Raw genomic sequence first — 12,611 nt, 5'->3', positions numbered from 1 at the left:
TATGCCAAGGGAGGAAACCATGCGTATCAGGACCATCGCATTCTCAGTCGCCGGGCTGCTGCTCGCCAGCATTGCCCCATTGACCAGTGTCCAGGCACAAAGCGCCAAGACCATTGCGGGCGGCTTCGACGTCGGCCCCGGCGGTTTTCCCAAGAACTTCAACCCGCTGGTGGCGACCGGCGGCTACACCTGGCTCAGCACCTATTTTGAACCGCTGGTCATCTACAATGCCGGGCTGGCCGATATCGAAGGCGACCTCGCCAAGGACTACAAGATCAGCGACGACCAGCTGAGCTATACGTTCAACCTGGTCAACGAGACCTGGCATGACGGCAAACCGTTCACCTCGAAGGACGTCAAGTTCACCCTCGAGCTTGCCAAGAACAAGGCCTCCGGCAGCCTGTTTGCCGCCCGCCTCGCCAACATCGCCTCGGTCGATGCCCCGGATGACCACACCGCAGTGGTGAAGCTATCGAAACCGAACGGCTCGTTTCTATCCATCCTCTCGCAGCTGATGATCCTGCCGGAGCATGCCCTGGCCGCTCTGCCGCCGGAATCGCTGGCGACAAGCACCTGGTGGTCGACCACTCCGGTCGGCACCGGCCCGTTCAAGTTCAAGCGCTACGTGACCGACCAATATGTCGAACTGGCAGCCGATGACGATTATCGCGGCGGCAAGCCGAAGATAGACGTGCTCATCAACCGCTATTTCGAGTCGCCGGCGGCGGCCGTTGCCGCGCTCCGTGCCGGCGAAATCCAGTTCACTTATGTCGAGCCCGACGATGCGGCATCGTTCAAGAGCGACAGCAATTTCAAGGTGATCGAAGGTGCCTCGTACGTGGTCAACTATATCGGCCTGAACCAGAAGGTCGACCTGTTTAGGGATATCCGTGTCCGCCAGGCGATCATGTACGCGATCGATCGCAACGCCATCATCGACAGCCTCTACGGCGGTGCCGCCGAGCCAGCCAATTGCGGCTATGTCGCGCCGCATCTCGTTCCCGCAGGCCTCGAACCCTATGCCTACGATCCGGCAAAGGCCAAGGCGCTGCTGAGCGAGGCCGGCTGGGACAAGATCAACGGCGACAAGCCGATCACCTTGCTGACCTATTACGGCTCGCCGCAAGCGGCCAATGTGATGGCCGCTGTCCAGTCGATGCTGGCCGAGGTCGGCATCAATGTGGTGCCGCGGGTCGTCGATACGCCGACCTACAACGGCATCGTCTACAAGCAAGGCACGCCGGACTGGAACGCCTTTCCGATGGTCTATGCCGGCCTGCAGAACGGCCCCAACCCGGCCGGCCTCAATCCCGGCCTCAACAAGTCGCAGATCCCGCCGGCAGGCTTCAACACCATGCGCATCGAGTTCGACGATCTGGGCACCGCATTGGACGCCGCGCTAGGCCAAACCGATCCGGCCAAGCTCGATCAATCCTGGCAGGGGGTCTGCAAGGTCATGAACAAGGACCTACCCTGGGCGACGTTGTGGGTGGCCAACCGCTATGGCGTAGCCTCCAACAAGCTGCATGACTTCGTCTGGACGCCGGCGCCGGGCGGCGGCCCCTACGCAGCTCACCCCGAGCGCTGGGACATCCAGTAAGAAACCCGCAACCAAGCGAGCAGGCGGGACCACTTTGGCGCCGCCTGCCACCGCCACGGAAAGCCCATGTTGAGCTTCATCGCCCGCCGCAGCGCCACAGGATTGCTGATGCTGGTCGCGCTCAGCGTCCTCATCTTCATCCTGTTGCGGCTGGCGCCGGGCGATCCGATCGACGCCTATATCAACCCATCGGTCCCCATGTCGGCTTCCGACCTCGAGGGCCTGCGCGAACGGCTCGGGCTCGATCGGCCGCTTCCCGTGCAATATCTCGCCTGGCTGCGCGCGGCGCTGAGCGGTGACTTCGGCTATTCGATCCAGCGCAGCGGCATTGCCGTGCTGCCACTGGTCATGGAACGCATCGGCCCGACGGCGCTGCTGATGGGTACGGGCCTGGCGATCGCCATCGTGCTCGGCATTTCCGCCGGCATTTTCAGCGCGGTGCGCCGTAACGAACCATCCGACATCGCGCTGTCGGTGCTGTCGTTTATCGGTATCTCCAGCCCGGCTTTTCTGACGGCGCTGCTCGGTCTCTATTTCTTCTCGGTGCTGCTGCGCTGGGCGCCGTCCGGCGGCATGCAGACCGCGGGTGCGCCGTTCTCGGCGACGGATGTGCTTGCGCACCTCGTCCTGCCCGCCTGCCTGCTGTCCGTCGGCCATGCCGCGCTGATCATGCGTTACATGCGCGCCTCGCTGCTGGAAGTGCTCAACCAGGATTACGTGCGGACGGCGCGTGCCAAGGGCGTGCGCGAGTTCTGGGTGATCATCAAGCACGCGACCCGCAATGCGCTCTTGCCGGTCATTACCTTGATCGGCTCGACTGTCGGCATCGCCATCGGCGGCGCCATCTTCCTGGAAAGCGTGTTCAACTGGCCGGGCATGGGACTGCTTCTGGTCAACGCCGTCGGCACCCGCGATTACCCGGTGATCATGGGCGCTACCCTGGTGATCGGCGTTTGCGTCATCCTGGTCAACCTCTTGACCGACGTCGTCTATGCCGTCGTCGACCCGCGCATTCAGGTGGCATGATGGCAATCACGGCGCCAGATCCTACAGTTGACCCGACAGCCGTGCCGCAAACCAAAGGCCCGCTTCGCCGCGCGCTCGACCGCTTTTTTGAAAACCGCGCGGCGCGTGCCGGGCTTTTGATCGTCATTCCGATCCTGCTGGCTGTTTCGACCTATCCTTTGTGGTGGCCGTTCGGTCCTAACACCATCGACCTCCGAGCAATGAACAAGGCGCCGTCGGCCATTCATTGGCTGGGCAGCGACGGCGTCGGGCGCGACGTCATGGCCCGGTTGCTGCAAGGCGGGCGGATCTCATTGCTGGTTGCCGTCAGCTCGGTCGCCATCTCCACCGTCATCGGCTTCCTGGTCGGTGCCGTCGCCAGCTTTGGCGGGCGTCTTGTCGACGGCACGGTGATGCGCCTGGTCGACCTGGCGATGACGCTGCCGCCGGTGATCTTCCTGCTGGTGCTGGCTTCGATTGCCGGCACCGGCATCGCCCCGACCATCCTGGTGATCTCGCTGCTCTCCTGGCCGGTGCTGTCGCGCATGGTGCGCGCCCGGCTGCTCGAACTGCGCGAGCGCGATTTTGTCGTCGCTGCCCGCGGCATGGGGGCAGGGCTGCCGCATCTCTTGTTCCGGCACGGCCTGCCCAACTGCATCGATATCCTGGTCGTCTACGCCACCTTGCAGATCGCCAACGCCATCCTGCTCGAGGCCGGCCTGTCCTTCCTCGGCCTCGGCATCGCACCGCCCGAAGCCAGCTGGGGCAACATGCTCAATCTCGCCCGCTCCACCGTCGTGCTTGAAAATTACCCCTGGCAATGGATGTTCCCGGGCGCCGCACTGGTGCTCACCGTGCTCGCCATCAATTTCATCGGCGACGGCTTGCGCGACGCATTCGACCCTCGCTCCGATCTCAACTGACCTCAAAGGTTCATCAAAATGCCCCTGTTTACCGGCGTCGTGCCACCTGTCGTCACCCCGCTCAATGCCGATTTCAGCATCGACTTCCCGTCGTTCACCCGCACTATCGAGAACCTGCTCGACGGTGGTGTTCACGGGCTGTTTGTGCTCGGCTCGACCAGCGAGGTGGTCTTCCACGACGAGGCGGGCCGCAGGGCCATCCTCGAGCACGCGGTCAAGGTCAATAACGGCCGGGTTCCGATCTTCGCTGGGGTAATCGACCCGACTACCGACCGCGTCATCAACCACGCCCGGATCGCCAGATCGGCCGGCGCCGACGCCATCGTCGTCACCGCGCCGTTTTATACCCGCACCAGCCAGCCGGAGATCGGCGACCACTTCCGCTATATCAAGGATGCGATCGACATTCCGGTCATCGCCTACGATATCCCGGTCTGCGTTCACATCAAGCTGGAGCGCAAGACCACGGTCGGCCTCGCCAGGGAAGGCGCCATTGCGGGCATCAAGGATTCCAGCGGCGATGACGGCAATCTGCGTTACGTGCTCAAGGACATGGCCGACGACCCCGGTTTCTTCGGCATGACCGGCTCCGAGATCCTGGTCGACAGCGTGCTGGCGATGGGTGCGCATGGCGTCGTCCCGGGGCTCGCCAATGTCGACCCGCATGGTTATGTCAGGCTGTGGAAGCTGACGCAGGCGGGCCAGCATGCCGAAGCCCGCCTGGAGCAGGAGCGGTTGTTGAAACTGTTCGAGATCGTCTGGATCTCGCTCGGCAGGACAAGCGCCGGCTCGGCCGGCGTCGGCGCCTTCAAGGCGGCGATGAAGAGCCTCGGCATCATCGCGTCGAACACCATGGCGCGGCCGCAGCGCAGCCTGAACGACGAGGAAACCGCAAAGATCGAAATGATCCTTCGCGATGTGGGGCTGCTCCGCTGAGCGCCATGCCGATCCTCTCGATTTCCGGCCTGCGCGCGGTGTTCCGCATCGCGGGCCGCGACATCGCGGCGGTAACGGATGTCGACCTGACGATCGGCTCCGGCGAGACGGTGGCGCTCGTCGGCGAATCCGGGTCCGGCAAGTCCGTCACCAGCCTGTCGATCATCGGCCTGTTGCCAAAGAGGGTCGGACATATCGCCGAGGAGTCGATCGCGCTGCGGCGCAAGAACGGCACGGTCACCGAGCTGACCAGCCTCGATGCCGAGTCGCTGCGCAAGATACGCGGCAATGAGATCGGCATGGTGTTCCAGGAGCCGATGACCAGCCTCAACCCGGTCTACACGATCGGCGAGCAGATCGCCGAACCGATCCGCATCCATCTCGGCAAATCGCACCGCGAGGCAGAAGCAGACGCGGTGCGGCTGCTGGAACAGGTCGGCATTCCCGATCCGAAGCGGCGGGCGCGGCAATATCCGCACGAACTTTCGGGCGGGATGCGCCAGCGCGCTACCATAGCCATGGCCCTGTCCTGCGATCCAGGCTTGCTGATCGCCGACGAGCCGACGACCGCGCTGGACGTCACCATACAGGCCCAGATCCTCGATCTTTTGGCCGAACTGCAGGCGCAGCGCGGCATGGGCATCCTGTTCGTCACCCACAATCTCGGCGTCGTCGCCGAAATCGCCGACCGGGTAGCGGTGATGTATGCGGGGCGTATCGTCGAAACAGGTCCGGTGAGCGAAGTGTTCACCCGTCCGCGTCATCCCTACACCGCCGGGTTGATGCGCTCGGTGCCGCGGCTCGGACAGGCCACGGCGCTGAAGGCGGCGGGAACGCCGCTGCCGACCATTGCCGGAAATGTTCCGTCGCTCGCCTTGCTGCCCAAAGGCTGTTCCTTCGCGCCGCGTTGCCCGATGGCTATCGCTGCCTGCCGCGCCGCGGTCCCTCCATTGTTTGCGGCAACGCGGACCCAGCAAAGCCGCTGCCTGCGTTGGGAGGAGCTCTGATGGCCGACGTTCCTTTCCTTTCGGTCAAAAACCTGACCAAGCATTTTGCGCCGACAGCGTTCTCGCGCGGACCCGTCGTAAGGGCGTTGGAGGATATTTCCTTCGATATCAGGCGTGGCCAGGTGGTCGGCCTGGTCGGCGAATCCGGGTCCGGCAAGACGACGATCGGCCGCTCGGTGCTGCGTCTGATTGAGCCGACATCCGGCCAAATCAACTATGACGGCACCGACATCACCAGGCTGGGTGCCGCCCAGTTGCGCCGCCAGCGCCGCAAGATGCAGTATATTTTCCAGGATCCCTTCGCCAGCCTGTCGCCGCGCATGACAATAGGGCAGATCCTCACCGAAGGCCTGGACATTCAAGGCATCGGCAAGAAGTCCGAGCGGCGGGCGAAGGCCGAGAAGGCACTTGCCGCGGTCGAGTTGCCGGTCGACGCCTATGACCGTTACGCCCATGAATTTTCGGGCGGCCAGCGCCAGCGCATCGGCATCGCCCGGGCGCTGACGCTCGAGCCGGAATTCATCGTTGCCGACGAGCCGGTCTCGGCACTCGACGTCTCGATCCAGGCGCAAATCATCAATCTGTTGCGCGACCTGCAGCTCCGGCTCGGCCTGACCATGCTGTTCATTTCGCACGATCTGGCTGTCGTCGAGTACATCTGCGACACGGTCATCGTGCTCTATCTCGGGCGCATCATGGAGGTTGCGCCGGCGGCCGAGCTTTATGCCCGGCCGCAGCATCCCTACACGCGCGCGCTGCTGTCAGCCATTCCATCGCTCGATCCGCTGGCCAGGCAAGGCCGACAAGTGCTCAAAGGGGATATTCCCAGTCCGGCAAATCCGCCGTCGGGCTGCGTTTTCCGGACCCGTTGCCCGTTCGCGCTGGAGGCTTGCGCCGGGGCTGTACCGCCGCTGAGGGCGACAGCCGAGGGCCATCTGAAGGCCTGCATCCGCGACGACATCGCTTAGGTTTTCTGCCCTGTGCCTACGGGAGAACTTGGGCGAGATGGACAAGGTCGTCGGCCACAAAGTCCCAGCTCTCAAGAGGCGAGAGATCGGTCGTCTGCGCCGGGCCATGCTCTTTTGGCCGAGCAACAAAGGCGGTTCCGATACCGCACCTTCGCGCCGCAGCCAGGTCGTCATTATGCGCGGCGACCAACACGGCCTCCGAAGGTCGCACCACCAGGATCTCCACTGCGCGGAGATAAGCCTGCGGCGCAGGCTTGTAGGTGCCGAACACATCCGAGCCAAGGACGGTGTCCCAAGGCAGGCCGGCGCGCTTGGCCATATCCAGCAACAGCCGGGTATTGGCCCCTGACAAGGGCACGATGATGAAGCGTTCCTTTAGCCTCGCAAGGCCTTTCAGCGAATCGGGCCACGGCTCCAGCCGGTGCCAGGCGAGGTTGAGTTCCTCAAGTTCGGCGGTCGGCAGCTCGGATGGGGCCAGCCCGAACTGGACGAGGGTGGCGTCCAGATTCTCCCTGTTGATCACGTCAAGTGAAACGAAAGGCCGGTACCCCGTCCGCACCGCCTCGGTCGAGGCGTCATAGCGCGACGCCCACGCATCAGCGAATTCACCGGGATCGACCTGCTCTGCACCAACTCGCGCGAGGAAGGCGCCGGCCTCCCTTGCGATACCGCTGCGCCAGTCAACGACTGTTCCCAGAACATCGAAGAATAGAACTCGAGTAGCACTGGTCATTGAGCTTTCCGGTCCGGGTTGCGATACGTGTCCTCCCGCGTCAGGCGCGGTAGGACGGATCGACTTGTCGAGCTGCTGATCAGATAGTCGAAATGTTTAAAAGCGTGATCGCGACGGTGGTTCCCCCGACCTCATTGAAACGTCGTCGATGCCAACCCATATGCAATTCGCGTCGGATGTTTCCTCCCATTCGTTCGGCGCGTTCCCCTCTGAAGGTTTCGACCTTCACATCTTGGCCGGGCTTTTCAGCCCGGCCTTTTTTCTAGGGTGGATCAGCGAGCCGAGATCACGGCGCAGGCGTGCCCAGCGTATCGATGCGTTTCGCCAGCTCCGCGGGATCGCCAAGCACGCGCAGCGTCTTCAGCCGAGCGGTGCCGCCGGCGACGATCGAGACGGCCGAAGCGGCCACGCCAAGCGCCTTGGCGACCAGCCTTTCCAGCGCTCGATTGGCGGCGCCGTTTTCCGGCACGGCGCGGACGCGAGCCTTCAGATGGCTTCGCCCATCCGCGGTCGTTTCGGGCCCCTCGAGCCTGTCCATCGCTGATTTCGGCGTCAGCCGGACGAACAGGTCGATGCCGTCGGCGCGCGTGCGAAACGGCGCGCTCATCGACGCCCTGGGCTCAGACGACCAGCGAAAGTACGGTGGTGAGCAGGAACTGCCGGATGAAGAACAGGATCAGCAGCAGGATGATCGGCGAGATGTCGATGCCGCCGAGGTCGGGCATGAAGCGGCGGATCGGCCGCAGCGCCGGCTCGGTTAGCCGATAGAGCATGTTGCTGATGGTGTCGACGAACTGGTTGCGAGAGTTGACGACGTTGAAGGCGTAGAGCCAGGAAAATATCGCCGAGGCGATGATGATCCACCAGTAAAGGTCAAGCGCCATGACAATGGTCTGAATGAGGGCGATCATGCCGGTCTCCGATTGTTGCCGACATGTAGCCACTGTAGGGGAAAGCGGCAAGAGCCGCCTTCTGCCGCATGGCGAGGCCGGACAAACGGCCGAGCGGCATTTCGGCAGCAAGCGCAGCCTTGACAGGAAACCGCAGCGGCCGATAAAAGCCCCATCCGCTGGACGGGGCTGTAGCTCAGCTGGGAGAGCGCGTCGTTCGCAATGACGAGGTCAGGAGTTCGATCCTCCTCAGCTCCACCAGCGGATTTTTAGAATCCCTTGCCTGGTTGCATGCCGAAGACCCGCTTGGAGTCCATGGCTATCCTCAGCTGAAGCAACCGAATGCATCGCGAGCCTCTGCCGGCTTGGCAGTGTCATCGCCGGGTGGATTCACATCGGCGACGTAAAGGCCCTCTACACCAGTAGCGTATGCGGCCTATTGCTACTGCGCCTCGTCCTTGCCAGACTTGGTCCGTCTTCAAAACCGAGGGGAATTCACCATGACCAGCGCGACAAGGCGTGATTTTGTAGGTCTTACAGGAATGGCAGCGACTGCCCTGGCCGGTGCTGTTGCAACACGAGCCACCGCTGCGGAAAGCGACGTATCGCCATCGTTCGATGAGGTTCTTCAAGAGTACAATCAAAACAACACAGAAAGGACTAGATCAAAGCTGGCGATCTATGTGGTGCTTTCTCATCTGCACGCCAGTCTCGAGGAGGAATTTAGCGACCTTGGGCTAGAGCTGCCTTTAGGGAAAAAAGCGTTGCCATCGAACCTGCCGGCCAATTTCGAGGACGCGCAGGTTGCACCCCTTCCTTGGCTCTTCAAGCCCTCGGAAGTTACCGACCACGAACGAAACGGCTATGCGACGATTGCAATGCGAATGAACGCAGTGATGGCAAGACACACCGCCGACGTGAGTGTCGGGGTTTCGCATATCATGTCGCACAAGGGATAACCGCGACCTTGCCGGCGAGCACGGCACGTCAGACGAGCACAACGCCGGCCGGCGATTTGTTGTTGCGGGCGAACCGATTACCTGTTTTCGCGAGGCGACTGCGCTGCGAGAGTCCTCACAATGGATAAATCCTTCCGGGACGCGCCGCGCGAGATAGCAAAGCTCTCGGCACCCCGGCCAGTGGGAATTGTCAGCCGTCCGCGCGTAGTGGCGCTGCTTTCGCAGGCCCTCGACAGCGGTGCATGCTGGCTGGCTGCGCCTGGTGGATACGGCAAGACCACCGCGGTGATCGACTTTCTGGAACACGGCGGGCTGGAACACGGCGGGCTGAAGCAAGGCGAATCGGCGTATAACTGGTATCGGGTCGACACCGAGGACCAGGACGTTGCGCGCCTTTTCCACTATCTGACGCTGTCGCTCGACGGCAGGCATGCCGGCATGCCGGTCTTTGGTCCGGAATATGCCGACAATTCCGACGATTTCGCGCGGCTGTTCTTCCGCACCTATTTCTCGCGGCTTGATCCGGGCACGATCCTGGTCCTCGACGATCTGCATCGTGCCGATGCGCCAGGCTTTCGCCGGACGCTGGCGATCCTGTTGCGCGAACGCCCCAACACCGTCCGCTGCATCTGCACATCGCGGATGCTGCCCGAGGGCGATGTCGCCGACCTCGTGCTGTCGGGACAGTTGCCGGTCCTCAACCAAACGCTGCTGGAGTTTTCGCCTGCGGAGGCTCGCAACCTCGTCACCGCCCGCTCGCAATCGCCGTCCGAGGTCGGCGACATTTCGGAGGCGCGCGGCTGGGCGGTGGGCCTTCTCCTGCTGGCCAACGCCGGAATGTACTACCCGCTTTCGCAGACCGGCCTTGCCGGAGGCGCCGGCCTTCGGGAGATTGTCGGACGTTATTTCCTGCGCGACATCGCGCCGGAGGACCAGGATCTGCTTATCAGGCTCAACGTTCTGCCGGAGATCAGCACGGAGCTTGCCGATGCGTTCCTGGGCTCGCCGCAGGCTGCTCGCCTGCTGGTGCGGCTGCAGCATCGCCAGCTGCTGATCACGCGCGACGGTCCGGGCGGCGCCGCCTTCCAGCTGCATGACTTGTTGCGCGAATACCTTGCCGGCCTACTGGACCGGCGCGTGACGGAAGCGGACCGTTCCAGGCTGCGCGAGCAGGCAGCAAAGGTCCTGCACGAGGCAGACAAAACCGACGCGGCAATCGTGCTGGCGTTGCAGGCGGGCGCCTGGCCGCTGGCACGCCAGCTCATTCTGGAGTGCGCTAACGGCGTTCTCTCGCAAGGGCGCAGGGCCAGCTTCGTCGAATGGTGCAACAGGCTGCCCCCTGACCAGATGGACGGGTGGGTCCATTATTGGCTGGGCGTCGCCTTCGCATCGGACGATGCGAAGGCCGAACCGCACTTCTCCAAGGCATGGCAAGCATTCGAGAACACCGACATGCGCGGCCGATGCCTGACGGTGGCGCGGGCGGTCGTAGTCAAGACCGCCAGCTGGCGTACGCATGAGGGGCTGGCGGATTGGACGCGCCGAGCCTCACAGGTTCTTGCCAAGGGATTGCCGGAGTTGGATCCGGAGGAACTCATGATGGTCAGGCTCGGCATCCTGCGGGCCGTCGATTTCGCCGAACCTGGCGAATTCGACGCCCATGACGCGAAGCGCCTCGTGAATGATATCCAGCAGCGCCTGACACATCTGCCGATCGAGGATTCGGTCGAGTTGCGCCTGCTGGCAAGCGAAGCGCTCATCGACTACGCGACCTCGTCGGGGCAGCGCGACATTTTTGCCAATGCCGTGGACAGCGTTGCCGCCGATCTCGAACATCCGGATATCCCGCCGCTGGTGCTCGGCATGTGGCTGGTGTCCTTTGGCTCGGCCAGCGGCCGTTACTTCCCGTATTCGCGGCGCGGTTTTGTCTATGCGTCGGCCGAGGATGCGTTGCGACGCGCAACGGCGATAGGCGAGCAGCACGCCTTACGGGGCGTCGAGTTCAGCGCCCTCTATCAGCTTCAATTGCTGATGAAGCTTCACAACAGGTTCTCGGAATTCAATGCGCTCGTCTCCCGGCTGGGCGAGATCGCGGACAGCAGGTTCACAACCCAGGTCGCTGTAGTCGCCGACTGCCACGCGGCGATGCACACGCGCAACGGCGACTTCGTCAAGGCTTATCTCGACTGCGATGCCTTCATGGATGCGATCGAGCGGGCGAATGAGCCGATGATCGAACGCTGGCCGCATTACGTTACCAAATACCAGGTCCTGGTGGCCGATCGGCGTCCAGCGGAGGCCATTGCGCTACTCCAGGAGATCGTCGAAAGGCTGAGCGGCGGCCCTCGCCAGCGCGTCGAACTCAACATTCTGGCCGCTCAGGCCCTGGAGCAGAAGTGGAACGGCGGCGCGTCCTATGGCAGTCGTCTGGCTGAATTCATGGAGGCGTTGCGCCAGGTCAATCCCTCCGCAATCCTGCTCAACCTGCCGGACCTATTGGCCGATCTTGTCGCCGATGCGCTGGAGCGAAAGATCGACGTCGATCTCTGCCGCCGCGTCGTTCGGGCGCGATATCTGGTCCCGCCCGCTGGCCGACCCGCCCAGTGGCCTTGGCCGCTCAGGATCCACTTGATGGGAGGCTTCCGCCTCGAGATCGATGGCGCCGAGGTCGCGCCCGGTGCCAAACCTACCCGCGCGCTCGACATATTGCGCATTATCTGCCTGTCGAGGGACCAGGTCTGTTCGGTGGAAACCCTGCAGGATTGGCTCTGGCCCGACCTCGACGGCGACCAGGCCAAAGCGGCCTTGGAGCAGGCGCTGCATCGTCTGCGCAAATTGCTCGGGCAAGGCGAACTCGTAACGCTGAGAGAAGGCCGTTTGCGGCTCGCTGCCGACAAGGTCTGGATCGATCTGCAGGATTGGGAAGACCGGCTGAAACCCGTCCTGTCGGGCCAAAGAGACAGCGCAATCGAGGAGCAGGAGATGCTGCTGGAAGGCTTTGTCGGCCCGCTTTTCTCGAACGGCCCGGCGCCCGCCTGGTCGAACGCCGCGGCCGACCGGGTGCGGGACGGGTTGGTGGAGCTTGCCGTGCGGATCGCCAAACACTGGCAGAGCCAGGGCAACGCGGATCGGGCACGCCAGGCGTGCCGGCGTGCGCTCGATTTCTACCCGGAATCGGCCAAACTCCATGGCACGCTCATCCAGGAGAGCCTCTCCAGGAACGACCATGCCGGCGCCATCGAGGATTACCGGCGCTATGAACGCGCGCTCGCTTCGACCGGCGATGACGAGCCCTCGCCTTTGCTGCGTTCGCTCGTGCGCCCGTTTCTCTAGACCGGTTCATCGTTTCACGGAAACGCCGAACCGCTCTATCTCTTTATTTTTGCACAGTTCCGGACGGAAAACCGTTCCACCCTTTTCCTGGAATTGCTTGTCTTATGACTTTCGCTGCCGAATGGGTCAGAAAGGAACGCTGAGAGAGGGTAGCCGCCCCATAGGCGCTAACTTAGATGTGGACTGGTGGAATCGAGATGTGATTCCTCGGCCAGATGGGAACGAATGATTCGATCGAAACCGACTGGCAGGCTCTG

Annotated in this window: 11 protein-coding genes and 1 tRNA gene; 9 read left to right on the top strand and 3 right to left on the bottom strand. The window is 63.1% G+C overall.

Features of this window, described 5'->3' with window-relative positions; genetic code table 11:
• Positions 1–19: 19 nt before the first annotated feature.
• The 6 genes from NKJ91_RS15385 to NKJ91_RS15360 all read left to right on the top strand — a co-directional run bounded on the left by NKJ91_RS15385 (position 20) and on the right by NKJ91_RS15360 (position 6,439).
• Positions 20–1,600 (top strand): ABC transporter substrate-binding protein, encoded by a 1,581-nt coding sequence (locus NKJ91_RS15385; RefSeq protein WP_352456277.1) that lies wholly within the window; start codon positions 20–22, stop codon positions 1,598–1,600.
• A gap of 66 nt (positions 1,601–1,666) precedes the next feature.
• Entirely contained in the window at positions 1,667–2,626 is a 960-nt protein-coding gene (locus NKJ91_RS15380) for an ABC transporter permease (protein WP_352456276.1), read from the top strand.
• Positions 2,623–3,528 carry an ABC transporter permease gene (locus NKJ91_RS15375; protein ID WP_023678168.1) on the top strand — a complete coding sequence of 302 codons (906 nt, stop codon included), beginning with the start codon at positions 2,623–2,625 and terminating at the stop codon, positions 3,526–3,528. The genes NKJ91_RS15380 and NKJ91_RS15375 overlap by 4 nt, the downstream gene beginning before the upstream one ends.
• Before the next feature lie 18 nt (positions 3,529–3,546).
• Positions 3,547–4,464: a dihydrodipicolinate synthase family protein gene (locus tag NKJ91_RS15370; RefSeq protein ID WP_352456275.1), complete on the top strand. Its 918-nt coding sequence runs from the start codon at positions 3,547–3,549 to the stop codon at positions 4,462–4,464.
• Positions 4,461–5,471: an ABC transporter ATP-binding protein gene (locus NKJ91_RS15365; RefSeq protein WP_352456361.1), complete on the top strand. Its 1,011-nt coding sequence runs from the start codon at positions 4,461–4,463 to the stop codon at positions 5,469–5,471. Before NKJ91_RS15370 ends, NKJ91_RS15365 begins: the two co-directional genes overlap by 4 nt.
• Complete coding sequence (locus NKJ91_RS15360; RefSeq protein WP_352456274.1) at positions 5,471–6,439, top strand: ABC transporter ATP-binding protein; 969 nt, start codon at positions 5,471–5,473, stop codon at positions 6,437–6,439. Before NKJ91_RS15365 ends, NKJ91_RS15360 begins: the two co-directional genes overlap by 1 nt.
• 16 nt (positions 6,440–6,455) lie before the next feature.
• Here the strand turns inward: NKJ91_RS15360 and NKJ91_RS15355 are convergent, their stop codons facing one another.
• The 3 genes from NKJ91_RS15355 to NKJ91_RS15345 form a co-directional block, all read right to left on the bottom strand.
• Positions 6,456–7,172: a haloacid dehalogenase type II gene (locus NKJ91_RS15355; protein ID WP_352456273.1), complete on the bottom strand. Its 717-nt coding sequence runs from the start codon at positions 7,170–7,172 to the stop codon at positions 6,456–6,458.
• 286 nt (positions 7,173–7,458) lie between these two features.
• Entirely contained in the window at positions 7,459–7,779 is a 321-nt protein-coding gene (locus NKJ91_RS15350) for a DUF167 family protein (RefSeq protein ID WP_352456272.1), read from the bottom strand.
• A 13-nt stretch (positions 7,780–7,792) separates the two neighbouring features.
• Positions 7,793–8,083 (bottom strand): YggT family protein, encoded by a 291-nt coding sequence (locus NKJ91_RS15345; protein WP_023678162.1) that lies wholly within the window; start codon positions 8,081–8,083, stop codon positions 7,793–7,795.
• A gap of 164 nt (positions 8,084–8,247) precedes the next feature.
• On the opposite strand from NKJ91_RS15345, the gene NKJ91_RS15340 reads away from it, so the two are divergent.
• From NKJ91_RS15340 to NKJ91_RS15330, 3 genes are all read left to right on the top strand, one after another.
• Positions 8,248–8,323 (top strand) — tRNA-Ala (locus NKJ91_RS15340).
• A gap of 239 nt (positions 8,324–8,562) precedes the next feature.
• On the top strand, positions 8,563–9,021 hold the full coding sequence (locus NKJ91_RS15335) for a hypothetical protein (protein WP_352456271.1): 459 nt from the start codon (positions 8,563–8,565) through the stop codon (positions 9,019–9,021).
• Between the two features lie 120 nt (positions 9,022–9,141).
• Positions 9,142–12,354, top strand: a complete 3,213-nt coding sequence (locus tag NKJ91_RS15330) for an AfsR/SARP family transcriptional regulator (protein ID WP_352456270.1) — start codon at positions 9,142–9,144, stop codon at positions 12,352–12,354.
• Positions 12,355–12,611: the final 257 nt, after the last annotated feature.

The organism is Mesorhizobium sp. M0040, assembly GCF_040323505.1.
In the GTDB taxonomy this organism is placed as follows: Bacteria; Pseudomonadota; Alphaproteobacteria; order Rhizobiales; family Rhizobiaceae; genus Mesorhizobium.
This window is presented reverse-complemented; position numbering and strand designations above follow the sequence as displayed.